Origin of the sequence: Terrabacter sp. Root85, assembly GCF_001429185.1 — a bacterium.
Classification (GTDB): Bacteria; Actinomycetota; Actinomycetes; order Actinomycetales; family Dermatophilaceae; genus Terrabacter.
In genome coordinates this window covers 172,872-195,189 of sequence record NZ_LMIW01000009.1, presented here as the reverse complement: position 1 = coordinate 195,189, position 22,318 = coordinate 172,872, and the positions used below count along the sequence as shown (strand labels likewise).

Below are 22,318 nucleotides of genomic sequence, written 5' to 3'. Positions count from 1 at the left end.
GGGCGTGTGCCGGGTGGCCGGCTCGAGGAGGGAACACGTGGGTTCGGCTCGGATGCTGGTGGCTCAGGGCGAGACGAGCGTGGGCGGCGTCGACCACTTGTCGAGGTAGGAGCGGATCGTGTCGCGCATGTAGGTGCTCGACTCACGCGCGCGGTCCTCCCAGGCGAAGACGCAGGAGGTGACGATGCCGTCGAAGCCGATGCGCTCGAGGCCGGCGAAGAACTGGCCGAAGTCGACCTCGCCCTGCCCGATGTCGAGGTGCTGGTGCACCGTGACCTGCGACCCGGGCGGGTTGACGATGTAGCGCAGCCCGGACGACGCGGTGTGGTCGTAGGCGTCGGCGACGTGGACCATCCTCAGCAGGTCGCCGGCCTTGTCCATGATCCCGTCGGGATCGTTGCCCTGGTGGAAGGTGTGCGGCGCGCAGTAGAGGAACGACACGTTGGGGCTGTTGATCCCCTTGATGATGTCGACCGCACGCTTGCCGTCCTCCTCCCAGTCGTCGGGGTGCGGCTCGAGCACGAGCCGGATCCCCTCCTTCTCGAAGACGGGCAGCAGCTCCTCCATCGACTGCCAGAACATCCGCTCGCACACGGCCGCCTCGCGGGGGTTGCCGTTGAGCTCGGAGTTCATCGTGTCGACACCGAGGTCGCTGGCGATCTGGATGGCGCGCGTCCAGTAGCGCACGGCCGCCTTGCGGTCGTCCTCGTCGGGACCCGACCACCGGAAGAGTGGCAGGAGCGACGACACCCCGACCCCCGCAGACGCCAGCGCCGACCGGAACGCGGCCACGCCGGCGTCGTCGACGCGCGGGTGGTTGAAGAAGGGGATGAAGTCGTCGCGCGGCGACAGCTCGATCCACTCGTAGCCGAGGTCGGCCACGAGGGAGGGCAGCTCGAGCAGCGGCGTCTCACGGAACATGTACGGGTCGAGGGCGAGCTTCATGACGAGGACTCCGGGTGAGAGGTGGTGCCGACGGGAGTGATGAGCGGACGCTGGGTGGCCTTGTGGTCGACGTACTCCGCGTATGCCGTCCGCGTCGTGTCGAGGTCGCTGACCTCCGAGACCGGCACGTCCCACCAGGACGCGCTGTCGGGCGCGTGGACGAGCGGGTCGGTCTCGACGTGGATGACGACGGGCCCGCCGTCGGCCGGAGCGGCCTTGGCCTCCTTGATCGCCTGGTGCAGCTCGTCGAGCGAGTGCACCTCGATGACGTGCGCGCCGAGCGAGCGCGCGTTGGCGGCGAGGTCGACGGGCAGGACGGCGCCGTCGAGGCGTCCGGACGACTCACCACGGAAGCGGTAGCTCGTGCCGAAGCGCTGCGAGCCGAGCGACTCCGACAGCGATCCGATCGAGTGGAAGCCGTGGTTCTGCACGAGGACGACGATGACCTTGATGCGCTCCTGCACCGCCGTGACGAGCTCGGTCGGCATCATGAGGTAGCCGCCGTCGCCGACCATGGCGAAGACGTCGCGCGACTCGTCGGCGAGACGGATGCCGAGCGAGGCCGGCACCTCGTAACCCATGCAGGAGTAGCCGTACTCGACGTGGTACGCCTTGCGGTCGCGCACCCGCCACAGCTTGTGGATGTCGCCGGGCATCGAGCCCGCCGCACAGAGCACGACGTCGCGGGGGTCGGTCAGCTCGTTGACCGCGCCGAGCACCTGGCCCTGGGTGAGCAGGCCATCGGCCAGCCGGTCGGTGACCTCCGGAGCGGGGTGGAAGGCCGCCTCGACCGAGGCGTCCCACTCGGCCCACAGCGCGGCCTGGCGTGACCGGTGGGCGTCGTCGACGGCATACCCGTCGAGCGCCGCAGTGAGCGCGACGAGCGCCTCCCGGGCGTCGGCGACGACCGAGAGCCCCGAGTGCTTGCCGGCGTCGAAGCGCGCGACGTTGACGTTGACGAAGCGGACCCCGTTGTCCTGGAAGGCTGTCCGCGAGGCAGTGGTGAAGTCGCTCCACCGCGTGCCGATGCCGATGACGACGTCGGCCTCTGCGGCGAGCGCGTTGGCGGCCGTCGTGCCGGTCGAGCCGACCGCACCCATCTCCTGCGGGTGCCCGTGCGGCAGGGACCCCTTGCCGGCCTGCGACTCACCGACGGGGATGCCGGTGGCCTCGCAGAACGCGCGGAGCGCCTCCTCGGCGCCGCTGTAGTGCACGCCGCCACCGGCGACGACGAGCGGCCGCTTCGCCGAGCGGATGACCGCTGCGGCGTCGGCGACGTCGACGGCCTCGGGCAGCGGACGCGCCACCCGCCACGTGCGCGGCGCGAAGAGCTCGAGCGGCCAGTCGTGCGCCTCGGCCTGCACGTCCTGCGGCAGCGAGATCGTCACGGCGCCCGTCTCGACGGGGTCGGTGAGCACCCGCATCGCACCGAGCAGCGCCGACGGCAGCTGCTCGGGACGGCTGACCCGGTCGAAGAACTTCGACAGCGGGCGGAAGGCGTCGTTGACCGTCACGTCGGCGGCACACGGCAGCTCGAGCTCCTGGAGCACCGGGGAGGACACTCGCGTCGCGAAGGTGCCCGACGGGAGCAGCAGCACGGGCAGACGGTTGATCGTCGCCAGGGCGGCGCCGGTCAGCATGTTCGTCGAGCCGGGACCGACGGACGCGGTGCACGCCCACGTCTGCAGGCGGTCCTTCTGGCGGGCGTATGCGACGGACGTGTGGACCATCGCCTGCTCGTTGCGGGCGAGCACGTACGGGAGGTGCTCCTCGCCGTCGGCGAGCTCGTTCTGCAGCAGCGCCTGGCCGATCCCGGCGACGTTGCCGTGGCCGAAGATCCCGAAGCAGCCGGCGAAGAGCTTCTGCCGCTCGCCGTCGCGCTCGCTCCACTGGTTGGCGAGGAAGCGCACCACGGCCTGGGCCACGGTCAGACGCACCGTCGCGGCCGCGTGGGTGTCGCTCGTCATCGAGCACCTCCAAGGGGAAGTCGGGGGTCGACCGGCTGGTCGGACCACGTGTCGCGGACCCAGCCGTGTGCGGGGTCGTCGCAGATGAGCCAGGCCCGCTCGGCACCCGGGCCGGCCATGACGTTGAGGTAGTAGAGGTCGTAGCCGGGGGCGGCCATCGCCGGGCCGTGCCAGCCGTGCGGCACGAGGACGACGTCGCCCGAGCGCACCTCGGCGAGCACGTCGATCGGCCGGTCGTCGGTGCCGTAGACCCGCTGGTAGCCGACCGGGCTCGTGCCTGCAGCCTCCGGAGCACCAGCCGACGGGGCGACCTCGAAGTAGTAGATCTCCTCGAGCTCCGTCTCGACCCCCGGCCGCTCCTCGTCGTGCTTGTGCGGCGGGTAGGAGCTCCAGTTGCCGCCGGGGGTGATGACCTCGCAGGCGATGATCGAGTCGGCGTCGAGGACGCCGGGGATGCCGAAGTTGCGGACCTCGCGGGACGCGACGCCCGCGCCGCGCAGCTCGACGGGCACGTCTGCGACGCCCACGTGACGGAACGGCGGCGTGTGCCGTCGCGTCGCGCGGGCGCCGCAGACGGCGATCGTGGCGGGACCGCCCTCCGCGGTCACCGTGACGTCGCAGTCGCGCGTGGCGTAGGCGACGTCGGTGGGCCCGGCGAAGACCGAGGCCCGACCCGCGAGGACGGCCTCGTGCTCGAGGCCCTCGGGGTCGACGGCCGTGACGGCGACGGATCCCGAGAGCGGCACGACGACGTGCTCCCACTCCCCGGCCGCGACGGTGCGGCTCTCCCCGGCAGCCAGCGCGGCGGCATACAACCGGGTGTGCGACCACCCGTCGACGGCGTCGTCGATGGCGACCGACCACTCCGCCGTGCCGGCGCTCCCCAGGGGCCGCACCCAGCGCTCGTTGTCGCTCACGCGCCGACCCCGCTCCCGTGCACCAGCCCGGCGGCGATGTCGACGGCCGCGGCGACGTCACCGTCGGGCGGGAAGAGCAGGGCGCGGCCGACGACGAGACCGCGCACGGCGGGCAGGTCGAGCGCGCGGCCCCACGAGGCGTACGTGTCCTGCGGGTCGCCCTGGGGGTCCCCGCCGAGGAGGAGCGTCGGCAGGGTCGTCGCGTCCATGACGCGGTCGAGCTCGTCGACGACGGGAAGCTTGAGCCACGTGTAGGCGCTCGAGGCACCGAGGCCGGCAGCGATGTGGACCGACTTGATCGTCGAGTCGGGGTCGAGCTGGTTGACGACCCGACCGCCCTCGCGCGTCGAGAGGAACGGCTCGACCATCGCCATGACCTGGTGCTCGGCGAGCTCGGTGACGGCGTTGGCGCTCGCCTCGAGGGTGGCCACCGTGCCCGGGTCGTCGAGGCAGATGCGGGTCAGCATCTTGCCGCCGTCGATGCCGCGCGCCGCGATCTCGGCCGCGGTGTAGGCGGTGAAGCGGTCGTCGAGCTCGAAGGTCGCTCCCTGGAGGCCGCCGCGGTTCATCGAACCGATGGCGACCTTGCCGTCGAGGGCGCCGAGCAGGAGGAGGTCGTCGAGGACGTCGGGCGTGCCGAGCACCCCGTCGACGCCGGGACGCTGGAGGGCGGTGACGAGGCGCTCGAGCAGGTCGCTGCGGCTCGCCATGGCGGCGCCGGCGCCGCGGACGCCGAGGGCACCGCGCGCGGGGTGGTCGGCGGCGACGAGGAGCATCCGGCCGTCCTCACGGACGAGGGGACGGCGGCGGCGCGCGGCCCACGCGGCGGCGATGCGCCCGGGTTCGCGCACGCGGATCTCGGTCAGGTCGGCGACCCGGACGCTGGGGCTGACGGTCGGCTCGTGCTGCGTGGTGGTCATCGCGCCTCCTCGGCGGTGGTGGCGAACGGTGAGGCCTGCCGGCCGGCGGTGGCCAGGCGCTCGTCGACCTCGGCGGAGGTCGGCATCGCGGTGGAGCACTCGAGCTTGCTGGCGACGATCGCACCTGCGACGTTCGCGAACTCGAGGACGCGCCGCAGGTCCCAGCCCTCGAGCAGGCCGTGGCAGAGGGCGCCCCCGAACGCGTCGCCGGCACCGAGGCCGTTGACGACGTCGACGGGGAAGGGCGGGACCTCGAGCCGCTCGTCGCGGGTCGCGGCGAGCACCCCCTTGGGGCCCTGCTTGACGACGGCGAGCTCGACGCCGCGCTCGAGCAGCGCGTCGGCCGCTCGCTGGGGGTCGGTCTCGCCGACGGCGACCTCGCACTCCTCGCGGTTGCCGACGGCGACGGTCACGTGGTCGAGCGCGCGCCCGACCTGCACGCTCGCCTCGGCCGGGTCGGACCAGAACATCGGCCGGTAGTCGAGGTCGAGCACCGTGTGGGTGCGGCGGGCCCGGACGTCCCAGGCGCGGAAGTGCGCGGCCCGGCTCGGCTCCTGCGACAGCCCCGTGACGGTCGCCCAGTAGACGCCGGCGTCGCGGATCGCGTCGAGCGGCAGCTCGTCGGCCTCGATCATGAGGTCCGGAGCGGTCGGGTAGCGGTAGAAGTACAGCGGGAAGTCGTCGGGCGGGAAGACCTCGCAGAAGGTGACGGGGGTCGGCGGGCCGGCGACGGCGGAGACGAAGGAGTCGTCGACCCCGAAATCGCGCAGCGCCTCGTGGATGTAGCGTCCGAACGCGTCCTGCCCGGTCCGCGTGACGAGCGCGGTCCGGTGCCCGTGGCGGGCTGCCGCCACCGCGACGTTCGTCGCGCTGCCGCCGAGGAACTTCTCGAACGTGCGGACCTTCTCGAGCCCCACGCCGTGCTGGAGCGGGTAGATGTCGACGCCGGTGCGTCCGATCGCAACGACGTCGTATGCCGTGTCGCCGGCGGCGGGGGTGGTGGTGTCCATGGCGTCCACGTCGCTCACAGGCTCGGGATCTCGTCGAGCGAGACGACGCGACGCTCGCGCCGCGAGAGCTCGCAGGCATCGGCGACGCGGAACGCCTGGAGCGCGTCGTCGACGGTGCACGGCGAGGCCAGCGCCCCGCGGGCGACGGCCGCGAAGGCCGTCAGCTCGGCGCGGTAGGCCGGCAGGAAGCGCTCCATGAACGACCAGTGTCGGGGGCCGACCGGGTAGGTGGCACCGGGCTCGGCCGAGGTGACGGCGAGCGAGTCGTCGTAGCCGACGCCGATCGTGCCGTCGCTGCCGAGGACCTCCATGCGCACGTCGTGGCCCCCGCCGTTGTAGCGCGTGGCCGAGAGGTTGACGAGCGTGCCGTCGTCGAGCGTCAGCACGGCTGCCGCGGTGTCGACGTCGCCGGCCTCGGAGAAGAACGCCGCGCCCTTGTTGGCGCCGGTGGCGTAGACCGAGGCGACCTCGCGACCGGTGACGAAGCGGATGATGTCGAAGTCGTGGATCGAGCAGTCGCGGAAGAGGCCGCCGCTCGTCGGGATGTAGGCGGCATGGGGCGGCGCCTGGTCGTGCGTCTGGGCGCGGATGCTGTGGACGAAGCCGAGCTCGCCGCCGGCCACGGCCTGCTGGGCGCGCTGGTAGCCGCGGTCGAAGCGGCGCTGGAAGCCGACGTGGACGGGCGTGCTCGTCGTGCGGACGAGCCGTGCGAGGTCCAGCGTCTCGTCGAGCGTGGCGGCCACGGGCTTCTCGCAGAAGGTGGGGACGCCGGCCTCGAGACCGAGGCGGATGAGGGGTGCGTGTCCCGGCGTCGCCGTGGCGATGACGAAGCCGTCGACGCCCTGGGCGAGCAGTTCGGCCGGCGAGGCGGCGAAGCCGACCTCGAGCTTGTCCGCGACGGCGCGGGCGGCGTCGGCGTCCAGGTCGGAGACGACGACCTCGTCGACGTCGGACAGGTCGCGGAGGGTCTCGGCGTGGAACGCCCCGATGCGGCCGACTCCGGCCAGTCCGATGCGCATGTGCACACTCCCTTGGGTGATCGCGGTGGGTGGCGACCCGGTGGGGGTGGTCGCCGTGAGGTCCGGACGGCGAGCGCCTCGACGTCGTCGTCCCTTCGAGAACGATGGTCCTGCCGTGGCCGTCGCCATGTCAAGCAAATGTTAGGACATTCTGATGTTTGATCAATCTCTTGACATGCATGCAGGAAGAGGAGCATCCTCCAATCGCTGGCACCGACGCCGGGACCGGCAGACATCGACACCGATGTCCGCCCGCGACGGAGGAGCCAGTGCGAGCACGGAGGCGCACCACGTCGCCGGAGCTCGCCGAGATCCCCGCACACCTTCCGGGCGACGACCTCGCCCCACACCGTCCGCACCGGACGCGACGCAGCCAGACCGCTCAGCCCACGCGCACCACAGGCGCACCGGCCGGGTCGACACGACCCGACACCCCTCCAGCCCGCACCTCACGTGCCAGGCGGCACACGGCATTCGGGCTCCACCCTGATCGACGGATCGACCGTCACAGAACGTCGCGCCACTCCGGCGACCGGGCCACCGCGACGCAACGAAAGGAATCAACGATGACTCCGACTCGGACTCGCAAGAGCCTGACCGTCGCAGCCGGCATGGCCACGGCCGCCGCCCTCGCCCTCGCGGCGTGCAGCAGCGGCGGCGCCCCCGCCAGCACCGCCGACGCCGGGAGCGGCAGCGGCGCCGGCGACAACTCCGGCTACACGTTCGCCATGGTCACCCACGAGACCCCCGGCGACACCTTCTGGGACAAGATCAAGGCCGGCGCCACCCAGGCCGCGAAGAACAGCGGCATCACGCTCAAGTACTCCAACGACCCCGACCCGGCCAAGCAGGCGACCCTGATCCAGAATGCCGTCGACTCGAAGGTCGACGGCATCGCCACGACACTCGCCACGCCCGACGCCCTCGCCGGTGCGGTCAAGTCGGCCAACGACGCCGGCATCCCCGTCGTCGCCTTCAACTCCGGCATCGACCAGTACCAGCAGGTCGGCGCCAAGATGTACTTCGGCTCCGACGAGAACCTCGCCGGTGAGGCGACCGGCAAGCGCATCGCCGCCGCCGGTGGCAAGAAGGTCCTCTGCGTCATCCAGGCCGCCGGCTCGGTGGCCCTCGAGGCGCGGTGCGCCGGCGTCAAGAAGGGCATCCCGGCGACGGAGAACATCCAGGTCAACGGCGCCGACGACCCGTCGGTCGTCTCGGCCCTTCAGGCCAAGCTCGCGCAGGACAGCTCGATCGACTGGATCGTCACGCTCGGCGCCCCGATCGCCCTCGACGCCCTCAAGGCGATGGACGCGGCCAGCAGCAAGGCCAAGCTCGCCACCTTCGACCTCAACGTCGACGCCGCGCAGGCGATCCAGGACGGCAAGATCCAGTTCTCGGTCGACCAGCAGCCCTACGTGCAGGGCTACCTCGCCATCCAGTCGCTCTACCTCAACAAGAAGAACGGCAACGACATCGGTGGCGGCCTCGCCGTCCTGACCGGACCGTCGTTCGTGGACTCGAAGAACATCGCCGTGATCCTCCCGTTCGCCAAGAACAACACGCGCTGACCCACCGGGGCGGCCGGCCCGGGCAACCAGGGCCGGCCGCCCTTCCCGCACTCCACTGCTCGCTCGTCAAACCGGATCGGAGAGGTCCATGAGTCAAACCACCAAGACTCCACCCTCGGCACCAGCCGAGGCATCGAACAGGGTCACGCTCGGCTGGTCGAACCGCCTGCTCGCCCGCCCCGAGGTCGGGGCGCTCGTCGCGGCGATCGTCATCTTCGTCTTCTTCCTCATCGTCGCGCCGGCCTTCCGGTCGCCCGCGTCGTTCTTCACCGTGCTCTACCAGTCCTCCACCATCGGCATCGTCGCGGTGGCCGTGGGAATGCTCATGATCGGCGGCGAGTTCGACCTCTCCGCCGGCGTCATCGTCACCACGGCCGGCCTCGTCAACGCGATGTTCTGCTACCAGCTCGGCATCAACCTCATCGTCGGCGCCGTGCTCTCGCTCGTCTTCTGCCTCGCCATCGGCTTCCTCAACGGCTACCTGGTGGTGAGGACCGGCATACCGAGCTTCCTCATCACCCTGGGCACGTTCTTCGTGCTGCAGGGCGCGAACCTCGGGGTCACGAAGCTCGTCACCGGCTCGGTCTCGACGCCCAACATCAACCAGATGGACGGCTACAAGACCCTCGACGCGATCTTCGCCTCGAGCTTCAAGATCGGCAGTGTCACCGTCGAGATCACCGTCCTCTGGTGGTTCCTCTTCGTCGCCCTGTCGGCGTTCATCCTCCAGCGCACCAAGATCGGCAACTGGATCTACGCCGTCGGCGGCAACGCCGACTCGGCCCGTGCCGTCGGCGTCCCGGTCAAGGCCGTCAAGATCGGCCTCTTCATGTCGGTCTCGTTCCTCGGCTGGTTCGTCGGCATGCACACGCTCTACAAGTTCGACACCCTCCAGGCCGGCAACGGCATCGGCAACGAGTTCCTCTACATCATCGCCGCGGTCGTGGGTGGCACGCTGCTCACCGGCGGCTACGGCAACGCCATCGGCGTCGCGATCGGCGCGTTCATCTTTGGCATGACGAGCCTCTGCATCGTCTACGCCGGCTGGGACCCCAACTGGTTCCGGGCCTTCCTCGGCGTCATGCTCCTGCTCGCCGTCATGGTCAACCTCTACGTCAAGAAGCTCTCGACCGCCCGAAAGGTGGGCTGACATGACTGACACCCTGTCCGAGCACGCGGACCCGGAGCTCCACTCGGGCGAGCCGCTCATCGAGATGAAGGACGTCGGCAAGACGTACGGCGCCATCCGCGCCCTCAAGGGCATCAACCTCACGGTGCGCGCCGGCGAGGTGACCTGCGTCCTCGGCGACAACGGCGCCGGCAAGTCGACCCTGATCAAGATCATGGCCGGCCTCCACCCGCACAACGAGGGCACGATGAAGGTCGACGGCAAGGAGGTCAGCTTCTCCTCGCCGCGCGAGTCCCTCGACCACGGCATCGCGACCGTCTACCAGGACCTCGCCGTCGTCTCGCTCATGGAGGTGTGGCGCAACTTCTTCCTCGGCTCCGAGCTGACGAGCGGCAGGGGCCCGTTCGCCACCCTCCGGATCGCCGACATGAAGCGCATCGCCGACGAGGAGCTGCGCAAGATGGGCGTCGTCGTCAAGGACATCAACCAGCCGATCGGCACCCTCTCGGGTGGCCAGCGCCAGTGCGTCGCGATCGCCCGGGCCGTCTACTTCGGCGCCCGCGTGCTCATCCTCGACGAGCCGACCGCGGCCCTCGGCGTCAAGCAGTCCGGCGTCGTGCTCAAGTACACGGCTGCGGCCCGCGACGCCGGCCTCGGCGTCGTCTTCATCACCCACAACCCGCACCACGCCTACCTCGTCGGCAACCACTTCGTCATCCTCAAGCTCGGCCAGGCCGTGCTCGACAAGAAGCGCGCCGACGTCGGTCTCGACGAGCTCACCCGCCAGATGGCCGGCGGCGACGAGCTCACCGAGCTCTCGCACGAGCTGCAGAAGTGAGCGGGGTGGCGTCATGAGCGTCGCCGTCGCCCACCACACCCGCAGCTCGAGCGCGCTCGCGCTCCAGGAGGGAGCCCGCCAGGCGGCATACCGCGGGACCCACCTGCTCGTCGTCCACGTCGTCGAGTCGCTCGACAACGACATCGCGGAGGCCAACAAGGCCGGTATCTCCGATGCCGTCGAGAGCGCGCTCGAGGCCGCCTGCCTGCCCGACCTCCAGTGGGACGTGCGCCTCGTCCCCGGGGGCCGGGACATCGCGGACGTCTCCGAGGCGATCCTCGCGACCGTGCACGAGCTCGGTCCGGACCTGCTCGTCATCGGGGCTCGGCGCCGCTCGCCGATGGGCAAGGCCTTCCTCGGCAGCGTGGCGCAGAACATCATCCTCGACGCGGACGTGCCCGTCCTCGTCGTCAAGAGCCCGAGGTGATGACACGAGGGTGTGCTGACATGAACACGTGCGCGCATGGCCGAAACGTCTCGTTAGTCTGCGGCCATGCCCAAGCCCGTTGACGTCCGCATCGACCGCGAGACGCCGGTCCCGCTCTACCACCAGCTGGCCGAGCAGCTGAGCGCGGCCATCGCGGACGGCGTGCTCCAGCCGGGGGACCCGTTCGAGAACGAGGTCGCGATGGCCGACCGGCTCGGCCTGTCGCGACCGACGGTGCGGCGGGCCATCCAGGAGCTCGTCGGGCAGGGGCTGTTGCTGCGGCGGCGAGGTCTCGGCACGACGGTCGCGGGCCGCCAGATCCACCGGCGGGCCGAGCTGACGAGCCTCTACGACGACCTGCGGCGCGAGGGCTCGGGGGACCCTCGCACCCAGGTGCTGACGCACGAGGTGACGACCGACGAGGTCGCGGCGACGGCGATGGGCCTCCCGGCCGACACGCCGTTGCTGCGCCTCGTCCGGCTCCGTCTCGACGGCGACCGGCCGCTCGCGATCCTGCGCAACTGGCTGCCGCCGGCCTACTCCGACATCAGCCGCGAGGACCTCGAGCACGACGGCCTCTACGCCCTGCTCCGCGCTCGCGGCGGCAAGCCCGTCGTGGCCCACCAGCGCATCGGTGCGCGGCAGCCGTCGGCCTCCGAGCGCAAGCACCTGAACCTCACGCCGTCCCAGCCGGTCCTGACGATGTCGCGCACCGCGTTCGACGCCGTCGGCGGCCCCGTCGAGTACGGCGACCACTGCTACCGCGCCCAGGACTACTCCATCGAGGTCATGCTCGACGAGCGCTGACCGCGCCGGGGTCCGTCGCGGCGCCCGACCACCGAGAAGGTATGCCGTGTCGGCCCTTTCGCTGCCCACCACCCTCCCCGCCCCACGCCGTCCGTCGCCCGACAGCGTGCCGATCCTCCGCTGGGGCATCCTCGGCACAGGGTGGATCGCGTCACGCTTCGTCGCGTCGCTCCAGGCCACGACGACGCAGCAGGTCGTGGCCGTGGGGTCGCGGTCGCAGGCCTCGGCCGACACCTTCGCCCGGGGTGCGGGTGGGCTGCGGGCGCACGCGAGCCACGAGGCACTGGTGAGCGACCCGGACGTCGACGTCGTGTACGTCGCGACGCCGCACCACGCGCACCTCGCGGGCGCACTCCTGGCCGTCGGGGCCGGCAAGCACGTCCTCGTCGAGAAGCCGCTGGGTCTCGATGCGTCTGAGGCACAGTCGATCTCGGCTGCTGCAGGGGCCGCCGGCGTCTTCTGCATGGAGGCCATGTGGTCGCTCTTCCTGCCGCGCTTCGACGTCGTGCGGCAGGTGCTCGACGCCGGCCTCCTCGGCGACGTGCGCACCGTCATCGCCGACCACGGCGAGCACTTCGACCCGCCGCACCGCATCCTCGACCCGGCCATGGCCGGCGGCTCGCTCCTCGACCTCGGCACCTACGTCACGACGCTGGCGACATGGGCGCTCGGCCCGGCCACGCGCGTCCTGGCGTCCGGCGAGACGGCCGCGTCCGGGGTCAACGGCCAGGCCGCGATGCTCCTGACCCACGCCGGCAACGCGACGAGCGTGCTGCACTCGACGCTGCTCACGCGTACGCCCACGGCGGCCACCATCGCCGGGACGGAGGCCACGCTGACCCTGCCCGGACCGTTCTTCATGCCCGGCGACGTCGTCGTCACCTCCGCCGACGGGTCAGGCTCGGTGACGTGGACCGATCCCGAGCCGATCGGTCACGGCGCGCTCTACCACTCGGCCCTCGAAGTGGCCCGCTGCATCGGCGACGGCCTGCTCGAGTCTCCCCTGCACGCGGCAGAGTCGGTCCAGGCCAACATGGCGGCGTTGGACGAGGTCGCGAGGCAGCTCGGCGTCACCTACTCCCCCACGGTTTGAGGTGATCGCGCGCGCGTTTCCGCGGCGCGCCCACCTCAACCGGGTGGTCAGGACAGCGGCGTCAGGACGTCCCTGCCGAGGAAGGGGCGCAGGGCCTCGGGCATGCGGACCGAGCCGTCGGCCTGCTGGTGGTTCTCGAGGATCGCGACGAGCCAGCGCGTCGTGCCCAGCGTGCCGTTGAGCGTCGCGACGGCGCGGGTGCCCGAGCCGTTCGGATCACGCTCGCGGGTGCCCAGCCGGCGCGCCTGGTAGGTCGTGCAGTTCGACGTCGACGACAGCTCGCGGAACTTGCCCTGCGTCGGCACCCAGGCCTCGCAGTCGAACTTGCGAGCCGCCGGACCACCGAGGTCGCCGGCCGCCGTGTCGATGATCCGGTAGGGCACCTCGATCTTGGCGAGCATCTCCTGCTCCCACGCGAGCAGGCGCTGGTGCTCGGCCTCGGCGTCCTCGGGACGGCAGTAGCTGAACATCTCGACCTTGTGGAACTGGTGCACGCGGATGATGCCGCGGGTGTCCTTGCCGTGCGACCCCGCCTCGCGGCGGTAGCAGGCCGACCACCCGGCATACCTCTTCGGGCCGTTCGTCAGGTCGATGATCTCGTCGGAGTGGTAGCCGGCGAGGGCGACCTCCGAGGTGCCGGTGAGATAGAGGTCGTCGGCCTCGAGGTGGTAGACCTCGTCGGCGTGCGCGTCCATGAAGCCGGCGCCGACCATGACCTCCGGGCGCGCGAGCGTCGGCGTGATCATCGGCGTGAAGCCGGACGCGGTCGCCTGGGCCATCGCCATGTTGAGCAGCGCCAGCTCGAGGAGGGCCCCGACGCCGGTGAGGTAGTAGAAGCGCGCGCCACCGACCTTGGCGCCGCGCTCCATGTCGATGGCGCCGAGCTTCTCGCCGAGCGCGAGGTGGTCGAGCGGCTCGAAGCCCTCGGCCTCGAAATCCCTTGGCGTTCCAACGGTCTCGAGCACGACGTAGTCGTCCTCACCGCCGACGGGCACACCGTCGATGATGACGTTGCCGACCCGGCGGAGCAGGCGCTCGAGCTCGGCCCCGGCCTCGTCGGCGTCGCTCTCGAGCGACTTGACCTGCTCGCTCAGCGTGCCGGCGCGCGCCCGCGCCTCGTGCGCCACCTTCTCCAGGTGGTCGGCGTCGTCGGCGCCCGACTTCTTCGCCTTCTGGAAGGCACCCATGGCCGCGCCGACCGACTTGCTGACGGTCTTCTGCTCGGCGCGCAGCTTCTCGAAGTCGCCGAGGGACGATCGACGGCGCTCGTCGGCAGCGAGGATCGCGTCCACGATCCCCGGGTCCTCACCACGGGCCTGTTGCGAGGCGCGGACCCGGTCGGGTTCGTCGCGCACGAGCTTGATGTCGATCACGCGGGTCAGCCTATCCGCGCGCCCCGCGGACCCACGACCGAGATCCCGCCGGTCCCCCACCCTCCCCACCTCGAGTGAGCGCTTGACCACACACGACTGAGCACTCCGTCCCATCCGTCGCGTGACGCGTGGGGCGGCGCGCTCGCTCGACTGTTACGGAGCGCTCACTCGAGTGGGGCGGGGCGCTCACTCGACTATTCGGGGCGGATGAGGGCGTATGCCGTCACGGCGTCGGCCGGGAGGCCGCGGACGTCGATCTGGACGCGCCCGGACGGCAGCCCGAGGTGCACGGTCCGCTGCACGGCGCCGTCGCACGCGAAGGGGCGGGAGTAGAGCGGCTCGCCGTGGCCCCACGTGCCGGGCGCGGCATCGTAGACGGCGTAGCTCGAGCCCTCCGTGGCCCGACCGGCGGCGCACGCGACCTCGACCGTGTAGGTGCGCCCCTCGGCGACCGGCACGCCGGGGACGTTGCGGAACGCCTTGCCCGAGCCCTGCTTGCTCACGACCACCCGCGCCACCTCACCGGCCACCGGCGGAGGCACCGTCACGACGGGTGGTGGCCCGGGGTCGATGGGCGTCAGGGAGACCTCGGGCGTCGCGGCCCCCGCGGACACGCCAACCGTGGGCGACACGCGCACGCCTCCGTCGGTCGTGCACCCGGCAGCCAGCAGGGCCGTGGCCAGCGCGGCCACCACCGGCACGGCCTCGACGACACGGCGCAGCCTCATGACCCGACTCTAGGACCGGCGGAGCCGACTGGGTATGGCCCCTGTACAGACGTCGAAGGAGCAGACATGAGTGAGAGCACGAAGTCCCGCGAGTCCATCGAGACGGCCCCGAGCGAGGAGGCGCGACTCGGGTCGCACACCGAGACCGGAGCACCGGCGCCGAGTGACCGCAACTCGCTCACGGTCGGCCCGGACGGCCCGATCCTGCTGCACGACCACCATTTCCTCAACCAGATGGCGCACTTCAACCGCGAGCGCATCCCGGAGCGCAACGTCCACGCCAAGGGCTCCGGCGCGTTCGGCACCTTCGAGACCACCGAGGACGTGTCGGCCTACACCAAGGCCGCGCTCTTCCAGAAGGGCGCCAGCACCGAGATGCTCGCGCGCTTCTCGACGGTCGCCGGCGAGCAGGGCAGCCCCGACACGTGGCGCGACCCGCGCGGCTTCGCGCTGAAGTTCTACACGACCGAGGGCAACTACGACCTCGTCGGCAACAACACCCCGGTCTTCTTCATCCGCGACACGATGAAGTTCCCGCACTTCATCCGCAGCCAGAAGCGCCGCGGCGGCTCGGGGCTGCGCGACAACCACATGCAGTGGGACTTCTGGAGCCTCAACCCGGAGTCGGCGCACCAGGTCACCTACCTCATGGGCGACCGCGGCATCCCGAAGACGTTCCGCCACATGAACGGCTACGGCAGCCACACCTTCCTCTGGGTCAACGGGGCCGGCGACAAGCACTGGGTCAAGTACCACTTCCACAGCAACCAGGGGGTCGAGGGCCTGACCGGCGCCGAGGCCGAGCGCATCGCCGGTCAGGACGCCGACCACCACCGCCGCGACCTCCACGACGCCATCGAGGCGGGCGACTTCCCGAGCTGGACGCTGTCGATCCAGGCCATGCCCTACGAGGACGCGAAGACCTACCACGTCAACCCGTTCGACCTGACGAAGGTGTGGCCGCACCGCGACTACCCGCTCATCAAGGTCGGCACGATGACGCTGAACCGCAACCCCGACAACTTCTTCGCGCAGATCGAGCAGGCGGCCTTCGAGCCGTCGGCGGTCGTGCCGGGCATCGGCTTCTCGCCCGACAAGATGCTGCTCGGCCGCGTCTTCGCCTACAGCGACACGCACCGCTACCGCATCGGCCCGAACTATCTCCAGCTGCCGGTCAACCGTCCGCGCGTCGAGGGCCTCAACACCTACACGCAGGACGGCCCGATGGCCTACGACCACCACGGCGACCTGCCCGTCTACGCCCCCAACAGCGAGGGCCGCGGCTACGCCGACGAGGTCGGTGAGGTCGAGGAGGGCTGGGAGACCGACGGCGCCATGGTGCGCCAGGCCTACACGCTGCGCGAGGACGACGACGACTTCAGCCAGGCGGGCCTGCTCGTCCGCGAGGTCTGGGACGACGCACAGCGAGAGGCGTTCACCGAGACGGTGGCCGGCCACCTGCTCGGCGGCGTGAAGTCCCCGGTGCTCGAGCGCGCCATCGACTACTGGAAGAGCGTCGACGCCGAGACGGGCAAGCAGATCGAGGAGCTCGTCCGCGCCGGCCTCGGCGGCGCCAACCCGGGCGGAGACGCCGACGACGCCAAGGTCGTCAAGGACCCGATCGTCGAGACGAAGACGAACGCGGCCAACTGACAAGGCCTTTCGCCCCAGCAACACGCAGAGGTATGCCGTGTGCCCCCGTCAGGCACACGGCATACCTCTTGTTCGTGGTCAGGTGCTACTTCACCTCGGCGCGGGTCAGGCGCCAGATGCCGACAGCCAGGGGCGCGACGACCCAGACGGCGACCGAGGTGGCGAGGTGGGCCCACTGGGCACCCGTCAGCGATCCCTCGAAGAGCGGCTGCATCGTCTGGTTCATGTCGAGCCAGGTCGCGGCGTCGCCCAGCCACGAGACCATCGAGCCGAGGATCGACCACGCGGTCGGCAGGACGAAGAAGACGACGACCGCGGCGGGCGTGTTCTTGAAGAGCATGCCGAAACCGACACCCTGGGCGATGCCGAGCAGCACGTAGCCGCCGGCGCCGAGGAGCACGAGCGCGTCCGTGGACCAGTCGCCGGTGATGCCGCGGAAGGTGATCGCGGCCTGGTGCGCGAGGGCGGCCAGCACGAGCGACAGCGCGAAGGCGCAGACGCCGACGAGGAGCGCAGAGAGGAGCTTGGCCCACGCGATGCGCATGCGGCGCGGTTCGAGACCGAAGGTGACGAGGCCGGTGCGCTGGCTCCACTCGGACGTCACGGCGAGGATGCCGACGACCGGGAGGATGAGCGCCATCGGCATCGTCGTGGCCTGGAGGTACTCGCCGAAGGCGTGCTGGCCACCCTCGTTGAAGAACATGATCGTCAGCGCGACCGCGATGATGGCGCCGATGCCGATGAGGAGCCAGCGGCCTGCCCTGGTGTCGAGCATCTTGCGCAGCTCGACGTGGACGAGACGGCCGAAGGGCACCCCGGTCGTGGGACGCGTGCCGGCGATGCGGCTCGGCACCTTGGCGTGGGTCGGCAGGGCCGACTCGGCGTTCTTGGAGACGGGAGCCGCGGTGGGCGTCGTCGTGGTCGTGGCGGTCATGCCGCCACCTCCTCTCGGGCGGCGTCGGCCGTGAGGTCGAGGAACATCTCCTCGAGGCCCCGGCTGTCGGCGCCGCGCAGCTCGGTCAGGACGATCTGGTGGGCGACGGCGACGCGGCCGACGGCGATCGGCTCGGCCTCGACCTGCAGGCCGCCCGTCGGGGTGCGCTGGGCGACGATCGAGGCCTCGGCGAGCGCGGCCAGGAGGGCGTCGTCGTCGGTGGAGCGGGTGTAGGTGCCGGCCCCGGCGAGCAGCTCGTCCTTGGTGCCGTGGGCGACGATCTTGCCGTGGCCGATGACGATGATCTCGTCGGCGACGCGCTCGATCTCGTTGAGCAGGTGCGAGCTGAGCAGCACCGTGCCGCCCTCGTTGGCGTAACCGCGCAGGAGGTCACGCATCCAGCGGATCCCGGCGGGGTCGAGACCGTTGGCCGGCTCGTCGAGGATGAGCACCTCGGGGTCGCCGAGCAGCGCGTGCGCGATGCCGAGCCGCTGGCGCATACCGAGGGAGTAGTTGCGCACCCGGCGGTTCGCCTCCTTCTCGGTGAGGCCGACGAGCTCGACCATCTCGTCGACGCGGTGCTTGCCGACACCCATGAGGATGGCGCCGAGTGTCAGCACCTCGCGGCCGGTGCGGCCGGCGTGCTGCGCGGAGGCGTCGAGCAGGAGGCCGACGTGGCGGCCGGGGTTCGGCAGGGCGGCATACGGCTTGCCGAGCACCGTGGCCCGTCCTGACGTGGCGGGCGTCAGGCCGGCCATGACGCGCATCGCGGTCGTCTTGCCCGCGCCGTTGGGGCCGAGGAAGCCGGTGACGAGGCCCGGCTTGACGTCGAAGGAGACGTCGTCGACGGCCGTGAACGGGCCGTAGCGCTTGGTGAGTCGTTCCACTGTGATCATGGGCTCCACCCTCCCGGGAGAGGCGGTGGTCGCACATCCGTCACAAGCCTGATTCCGACCCCTACCTAGGTCGCACCCGACCCTGACCGGAGTCAGGGTCCGTGCTCAGGGTCGGACCCCGTCGGCGGTCGCGGACGAGACCTTGGTCGGATGCCGTCGCGCCCGGTCGGCGCCTACGCTGGCCGGGTGCCGCTGCCCCGGATCGCCCGCACCCGACGGGGCCACGTGTGGGGTGAGACGTGGCGGCTCGGGGTCGCCTTCCTCTTCGGACTCGCTCTCTGGGGCGCCGTGCAGGCGCAGCTCGACCAACGCCACGTGGAGCCGACGTTCGGCAAGGACTGGCTCCTCGTCGACCTCGCGATCGGGCTCGGCTCGACGACGCTGCTGCTGTGGCGCCGCCGCTGGCCGCTCGCCGTCGCCGTCGTCACGGCGGCCCTCTCCGGGATCTCCTCCGTCGCGATCGGTGCGTCCGTCGTGGCGCTCGTGTCCCTGTCGACGCGCCGCCACTGGCGCGAGATCGCGGTCGTCCTCGTGCCGTGGATGGTGGCGGGCTGGTCGCACTCGATGGTCTACCCGACCGAGGACCAGGTCGTCACCCTGCCGAACGTCATCATCGGCCTGCTCAGCTATGCCGTCAGCGTCGCGATCGGCTGGGCCATCGGCGAGCGCCGCGCCTTCGTCGCCTCGCTCCACGAACGGGCCCTGACCGCCGAGCGCGAGCAGGCGATGCGCGTCGTCCAGGCGCAGGTCGCAGAGCGGGCCCGGATCGCGCGCGAGATGCACGACGTCCTCGCACACCGGATCTCCCTGGTGGCCATGCACTCCGGCGCCCTCGCCTACCGCACCGACCTGACGCCCGAGCAGGTCTCCGAGACGGCCGAGGTGGTCCGCGAGAGCGCCAACGAGGCCCTGACCGAGCTGCGGGCCGTGCTCGGGGTGCTCCGCGACGTGCCCGGCTCGGGGGCTCCCGCCGACGGCACGCCCCAGCCGCCGCAGCCGACGCTCGCCGACCTCGAGGCGCTCGTCGCCGAGGCACGCTCGGGCGGCACGACGGTCCGGCTCGACCGGTCGGGTGACCTCGAGCGTGTGCCCGAGCAGGTGTCGCGCGGCGCCTACCGGATCGTGCAGGAGGGCCTGACGAACGCCCGCAAGCACGCCCCTGGCGCGGCCGTCCGGGTCACCGTGGCCACCGCCCCGGAGGGCGGCCTCGACGACGAGGCCGTCCGCGTGACGGTGCGCAACACGGTCCCGCGCGGAGGCGGGGACGCAGCGGACGGCATACGCCAGGACGTCACGGTGGGAGCCGGGCTGGGGCTGCTCGGGCTCACGGAGCGGGCCGTCCTCGCCGGGGGCGAGCTGACCTACGGTCCCGACCGCGCGGGCGACTTCGTCCTCACGGCCCGGCTACCGTGGTCGCGATGACCGGGGACCCATGGCGTACGCGCGTCGTGATCGTCGACGACGACGCGCTCGTGCGTGCCGGGCTGAGGATGATCCTCGGTGGGGCACCCGACCTCGACGTCGTCGCGGAGGCGGGTGACGGCATCGCGGGTGAGCGCGTCGTCGACGAGCACCGGCCCGACGTCGTCCTCATGGATATCCGGATGCCGCGCCGGGACGGCCTCGAGACGACGAGAGCGCTGCTGTCCGAAGGCGCCCGGGCCGTCCGCGGTGCGCGCGGCGACGACCTCAAGGTCATCGTCCTGACGACCTTCGACGCCGACGACATGGTCGTGCAGGCGCTGCGGGCCGGCGCGCACGGCTTCCTGCTCAAGGACACCGAGCCGCGACGGCTCGTCGAGGCGGTGCGCCTCGTCGCCACCGGCGAGCCGATCCTGTCGCCGAGCGTCACCGCGACCCTCATGGCCCACGTCGCGACCGGCGGAGGAGCCGTGGCGGACGCCGGCGACCGCCGCCGCGCCGACGCCGAGGCCCGCCTGGCGACCCTCACCGACCGCGAGCGCGAGGTGGCCCTCGCCATCGGCCGCGGACTGTCCAACGCCGACATCTCGCGCGAGCTCTACCTCTCCGTGCCGACCGTCAAGGCCCACGTGTCGCGCGTCCTCGACAAGCTCGGCGCCGACAACCGCGTCCAGATCGCCATCGTCGTCCACGACGCCGCCCTCCCCTGAGCCCGGCGCGACAACTCCGCCCGGGCGGACCTGGCGCGCGCCGGAAGCCCGCCTGACCACCACAACTCCGCCCGGGCGGACCTGGCGCGCCCCGGAAGCCGCCTGACCACCACAACTCCGCCCGGGCGGGGTCGAGTTGCCCGAGCGCGACGGAAAAGGGCTGGACGCGAGCCCTGGGCGCCGCGTACCTTCTCTCCCGTGTGGATCTCCTGATGCCTCGAGCCCGCCCGCCGCTGACCTGACGACGACCGTCTGACGTCACCCGCGGGGCCCTGCCGACCATCAAGGACCCCCATGTCTTCCACCCTCACCATCTCCGGACTGGACGTCGCCTTCGGGGCACGCACCCTCTTCTCCGGTCTCGACCTGACCCTCGCCGACGGCGACGTGCTCGCCGTCGTCGGCCCCAACGGGTCGGGCAAGTCGACGCTCATGCGCACCATCGTCGGCGAGCTGCCGATCGAGGCCGGCTCGATCCGTCTCGCCCCGCGCGACGCGACGGTCGGCTGGCTCCCGCAAGTCGTGCCCGACCCGTCGGAGACCCTCCTGACGTATGCCCGTCGACGCACCGGCGTCACGGCGGCCGACACCGAGCTCGAGGCCGCGTCCGCCGCGATCGCTGCCGGCGACGAGGGCAGCGAGGACCGCTACGCCGCCGCCCTCGAGCGCTGGCTCGCGCTCGGGGCCGCCGACCTCGACGAGCGGCTGCCCGAGGCGGCCGCCCGCGTCGGGCTCGACGTCGCGTCCAACCGTCCCCTCGGCACCCTGTCCGGCGGGCAGGCCGCGCGGGCCTGCCTCGTCGCCGTGCTGCTCAGCCAGTACGACGTGCTGCTCCTCGACGAGCCGACGAACGACCTCGACGCCCGCGGGCTCACCCTCGTGGCCCACTTCGTCGCCGCGCACGAGGGCCCGATCCTCGTCGCCAGCCATGACCGCACCTTCCTCGACGCGGTCGCCACCGGCGTCGTCGAGCTCGACGTCAAGCAGCAGCGCATCGGCCACTACACCGGCGGCTGGAGCAGCTTCGTCGCGCAGCGCGAGCTCGCCCGCGCCCACGCGTGGGAGGCGTACGAGGGGTATGCCGCCGAGCGGGACTCGCTGCTCGCGCAGTCCCGGCAGCGGCACGACTGGGCCGACCGGGGGCGGCGCAATGTCGCGCTCGGCAAGGAGCCTGACAAGCACATCCGCGAGAAGCACAAGGCCAGGGCCGACCGTCAGGCCGCGAAGGGCGGCCGCCTCGAGCGGGCCGCTGATCGACTCGACGCGGTGGAGCAACCACGCAAGGAGTGGCAGCTGCGCTACGCCATCACCGAGGGCCGGCCCTCCGCCGATGTCGTGGCCACGCTCTCCGACGCGGTCGTCGAGCGGCACGGCTTCCGGCTCGGCCCGGTCAGCCTCGTCGTCGGCCGCGGCGACCGCATCGCGCTCGTCGGCGACAACGGCTCGGGCAAGACGACGCTGCTCGGCGCCCTGCTCGGTGACCTGCCCCTCACGTCCGGTCGCCAGAGCCTGGGCACGCGTGTGGCCGTCGGCGTCATCGACCAGCGCCGGCACCTGCTCGACGACGACGCCTCGGTGCTCGAGGTCGTGCGGCGCGAGCTCGGGACCCACCCGAGGTCGGGGAGCGAGTGGCCGGTCGCGGAGGTGCGCACCCTCCTCGCGAAGTTCGGGCTCGGGTCCGAGCACGTCTCACGTCCGGCCCGGAGCCTGTCGATGGGAGAGCGGACGCGAGCGCTCATGGCCCTCTTCCAGGGTCGTGAGGTCAACGTCCTCGTGCTCGACGAGCCGACGAACCACCTCGACGTCGACGCCATCGAGCAGCTCGAGGCCGCCGTGGCGGCCTTCGGAGGGACCGTGCTCGTCGTGAGCCACGACGAGAGCCTGCTCGACGGCATACGCCTGACCCACCGGTGGGTCGTCACGCGCGGACGCGTCCGCGTCGAGAGCCTTTGACCGGACCTG

The 22,318-nt window shown here is 71.5% G+C and carries 20 protein-coding genes; 10 read left to right on the top strand and 10 right to left on the bottom strand.

The features are described from left to right. Positions 1 to 63: 63 nt before the first annotated feature. The 6 genes from ASE25_RS13160 to ASE25_RS13135 are packed head-to-tail and all read right to left on the bottom strand — an operon-like array spanning position 64 to position 6,778. Entirely contained in the window at positions 64 to 945 is an 882-nt protein-coding gene (locus ASE25_RS13160; RefSeq protein ID WP_056774714.1) for a sugar phosphate isomerase/epimerase, read from the bottom strand. Continuing rightward, positions 942 to 2,912 carry a 3D-(3,5/4)-trihydroxycyclohexane-1,2-dione acylhydrolase (decyclizing) gene (iolD, locus tag ASE25_RS13155; RefSeq protein ID WP_056825975.1) on the bottom strand — a complete coding sequence of 657 codons (1,971 nt, stop codon included), beginning with the start codon at positions 2,910 to 2,912 and terminating at the stop codon, positions 942 to 944. Before iolD ends, ASE25_RS13160 begins: the two co-directional genes overlap by 4 nt. Then, the gene (gene iolB / locus ASE25_RS13150; RefSeq protein ID WP_056825973.1) at positions 2,909 to 3,829 is read right to left on the bottom strand and encodes a 5-deoxy-glucuronate isomerase; all 921 of its coding nucleotides are present in this window, start codon (positions 3,827 to 3,829) and stop codon (positions 2,909 to 2,911) included. The genes iolD and iolB overlap by 4 nt, the downstream gene beginning before the upstream one ends. Next, a complete protein-coding gene (locus ASE25_RS13145; protein WP_056825972.1) occupies positions 3,826 to 4,749 on the bottom strand; it encodes a hypothetical protein in 924 nt (307 codons plus the stop codon). The genes iolB and ASE25_RS13145 overlap by 4 nt, the downstream gene beginning before the upstream one ends. Continuing rightward, the gene (iolC, locus tag ASE25_RS13140) at positions 4,746 to 5,759 is read right to left on the bottom strand and encodes a 5-dehydro-2-deoxygluconokinase (RefSeq protein ID WP_056826260.1); all 1,014 of its coding nucleotides are present in this window, start codon (positions 5,757 to 5,759) and stop codon (positions 4,746 to 4,748) included. The genes ASE25_RS13145 and iolC overlap by 4 nt, the downstream gene beginning before the upstream one ends. Positions 5,760 to 5,773: 14 nt before the next feature. Beyond that, on the bottom strand, positions 5,774 to 6,778 hold the full coding sequence (locus ASE25_RS13135; RefSeq protein WP_056775316.1) for a Gfo/Idh/MocA family oxidoreductase: 1,005 nt from the start codon (positions 6,776 to 6,778) through the stop codon (positions 5,774 to 5,776). A 566-nt stretch (positions 6,779 to 7,344) separates the two neighbouring features. On the opposite strand from ASE25_RS13135, the gene ASE25_RS13130 reads away from it, so the two are divergent. The 6 genes from ASE25_RS13130 (at position 7,345) to ASE25_RS13105 (ending at position 12,640) form a co-directional block, all read left to right on the top strand. After that, entirely contained in the window at positions 7,345 to 8,346 is a 1,002-nt protein-coding gene (locus ASE25_RS13130) for a substrate-binding domain-containing protein (protein WP_056825970.1), read from the top strand. A gap of 88 nt (positions 8,347 to 8,434) precedes the next feature. Beyond that, a complete protein-coding gene (locus ASE25_RS13125) occupies positions 8,435 to 9,496 on the top strand; it encodes an ABC transporter permease (RefSeq protein WP_020143648.1) in 1,062 nt (353 codons plus the stop codon). 1 nt (position 9,497) lies between these two features. Then, entirely contained in the window at positions 9,498 to 10,313 is an 816-nt protein-coding gene (locus ASE25_RS13120) for an ATP-binding cassette domain-containing protein (RefSeq protein WP_020143647.1), read from the top strand. A 13-nt stretch (positions 10,314 to 10,326) separates the two neighbouring features. Beyond that, complete coding sequence (locus ASE25_RS13115) at positions 10,327 to 10,740, top strand: universal stress protein (RefSeq protein WP_056774731.1); 414 nt, start codon at positions 10,327 to 10,329, stop codon at positions 10,738 to 10,740. A gap of 66 nt (positions 10,741 to 10,806) precedes the next feature. Then, the gene (locus ASE25_RS13110) at positions 10,807 to 11,547 is read left to right on the top strand and encodes a GntR family transcriptional regulator (RefSeq protein ID WP_056774733.1); all 741 of its coding nucleotides are present in this window, start codon (positions 10,807 to 10,809) and stop codon (positions 11,545 to 11,547) included. A gap of 46 nt (positions 11,548 to 11,593) precedes the next feature. Next, complete coding sequence (locus ASE25_RS13105; RefSeq protein WP_235508677.1) at positions 11,594 to 12,640, top strand: Gfo/Idh/MocA family protein; 1,047 nt, start codon at positions 11,594 to 11,596, stop codon at positions 12,638 to 12,640. A gap of 47 nt (positions 12,641 to 12,687) precedes the next feature. Here ASE25_RS13105 and serS read toward each other — a convergent pair whose 3' ends face one another. Further along, positions 12,688 to 14,013, bottom strand: a complete 1,326-nt coding sequence (serS, locus tag ASE25_RS13100; RefSeq protein ID WP_056825969.1) for a serine--tRNA ligase — start codon at positions 14,011 to 14,013, stop codon at positions 12,688 to 12,690. A 194-nt stretch (positions 14,014 to 14,207) separates the two neighbouring features. After that, positions 14,208 to 14,741, bottom strand: coding sequence for a hypothetical protein (locus ASE25_RS13095; protein WP_056825967.1), 534 nt, complete (start codon positions 14,739 to 14,741; stop codon positions 14,208 to 14,210). 66 nt (positions 14,742 to 14,807) lie between these two features. On the opposite strand from ASE25_RS13095, the gene ASE25_RS13090 reads away from it, so the two are divergent. Then, positions 14,808 to 16,394 carry a catalase gene (locus ASE25_RS13090; protein ID WP_056825965.1) on the top strand — a complete coding sequence of 529 codons (1,587 nt, stop codon included), beginning with the start codon at positions 14,808 to 14,810 and terminating at the stop codon, positions 16,392 to 16,394. A gap of 85 nt (positions 16,395 to 16,479) precedes the next feature. Here the strand turns inward: ASE25_RS13090 and ASE25_RS13085 are convergent, their stop codons facing one another. Next, positions 16,480 to 17,328 carry an ABC transporter permease subunit gene (locus ASE25_RS13085; RefSeq protein ID WP_056774745.1) on the bottom strand — a complete coding sequence of 283 codons (849 nt, stop codon included), beginning with the start codon at positions 17,326 to 17,328 and terminating at the stop codon, positions 16,480 to 16,482. Further along, the gene (locus ASE25_RS13080; RefSeq protein ID WP_056774748.1) at positions 17,325 to 18,224 is read right to left on the bottom strand and encodes an ABC transporter ATP-binding protein; all 900 of its coding nucleotides are present in this window, start codon (positions 18,222 to 18,224) and stop codon (positions 17,325 to 17,327) included. The genes ASE25_RS13085 and ASE25_RS13080 overlap by 4 nt, the downstream gene beginning before the upstream one ends. Before the next feature lie 186 nt (positions 18,225 to 18,410). Here ASE25_RS13080 and ASE25_RS13075 point away from each other — a divergent pair, with 186 nt between their 5' ends. The 3 genes from ASE25_RS13075 to ASE25_RS13065 all read left to right on the top strand — a co-directional run bounded on the left by ASE25_RS13075 (position 18,411) and on the right by ASE25_RS13065 (position 22,309). Further along, positions 18,411 to 19,646: a sensor histidine kinase gene (locus tag ASE25_RS13075; protein WP_200959103.1), complete on the top strand. Its 1,236-nt coding sequence runs from the start codon at positions 18,411 to 18,413 to the stop codon at positions 19,644 to 19,646. Beyond that, the gene (locus tag ASE25_RS13070; RefSeq protein WP_056775322.1) at positions 19,643 to 20,356 is read left to right on the top strand and encodes a response regulator transcription factor; all 714 of its coding nucleotides are present in this window, start codon (positions 19,643 to 19,645) and stop codon (positions 20,354 to 20,356) included. The genes ASE25_RS13075 and ASE25_RS13070 overlap by 4 nt, the downstream gene beginning before the upstream one ends. Positions 20,357 to 20,650: 294 nt before the next feature. Beyond that, entirely contained in the window at positions 20,651 to 22,309 is a 1,659-nt protein-coding gene (locus ASE25_RS13065) for an ABC-F family ATP-binding cassette domain-containing protein (protein ID WP_056825963.1), read from the top strand. The last annotated feature ends 9 nt before the right edge of the window (positions 22,310 to 22,318 follow it).

Coding starts and splice junctions, on each gene's coding strand:
- ASE25_RS13160 (WP_056774714.1), bottom strand. CDS start 945: ATGAAGCTCGCCCTCGACCCGTACATGTTCCGTGAGACGCCGCTGCTC.
- iolD (WP_056825975.1), bottom strand. CDS start 2,912: ATGACGAGCGACACCCACGCGGCCGCGACGGTGCGTCTGACCGTGGCC.
- ASE25_RS13145 (WP_056825972.1), bottom strand. CDS start 4,749: ATGACCACCACGCAGCACGAGCCGACCGTCAGCCCCAGCGTCCGGGTC.
- iolC (WP_056826260.1), bottom strand. CDS start 5,759: ATGGACACCACCACCCCCGCCGCCGGCGACACGGCATACGACGTCGTT.
- ASE25_RS13135 (WP_056775316.1), bottom strand. CDS start 6,778: ATGCGCATCGGACTGGCCGGAGTCGGCCGCATCGGGGCGTTCCACGCC.
- ASE25_RS13130 (WP_056825970.1), top strand. CDS start 7,345: ATGACTCCGACTCGGACTCGCAAGAGCCTGACCGTCGCAGCCGGCATG.
- ASE25_RS13125 (WP_020143648.1), top strand. CDS start 8,435: ATGAGTCAAACCACCAAGACTCCACCCTCGGCACCAGCCGAGGCATCG.
- ASE25_RS13120 (WP_020143647.1), top strand. CDS start 9,498: ATGACTGACACCCTGTCCGAGCACGCGGACCCGGAGCTCCACTCGGGC.
- ASE25_RS13115 (WP_056774731.1), top strand. CDS start 10,327: ATGAGCGTCGCCGTCGCCCACCACACCCGCAGCTCGAGCGCGCTCGCG.
- ASE25_RS13110 (WP_056774733.1), top strand. CDS start 10,807: ATGCCCAAGCCCGTTGACGTCCGCATCGACCGCGAGACGCCGGTCCCG.
- ASE25_RS13095 (WP_056825967.1), bottom strand. CDS start 14,741: ATGAGGCTGCGCCGTGTCGTCGAGGCCGTGCCGGTGGTGGCCGCGCTG.
- ASE25_RS13090 (WP_056825965.1), top strand. CDS start 14,808: ATGAGTGAGAGCACGAAGTCCCGCGAGTCCATCGAGACGGCCCCGAGC.
- ASE25_RS13085 (WP_056774745.1), bottom strand. CDS start 17,328: ATGACCGCCACGACCACGACGACGCCCACCGCGGCTCCCGTCTCCAAG.
- ASE25_RS13080 (WP_056774748.1), bottom strand. CDS start 18,224: ATGATCACAGTGGAACGACTCACCAAGCGCTACGGCCCGTTCACGGCC.
- ASE25_RS13070 (WP_056775322.1), top strand. CDS start 19,643: ATGACCGGGGACCCATGGCGTACGCGCGTCGTGATCGTCGACGACGAC.
- ASE25_RS13065 (WP_056825963.1), top strand. CDS start 20,651: ATGTCTTCCACCCTCACCATCTCCGGACTGGACGTCGCCTTCGGGGCA.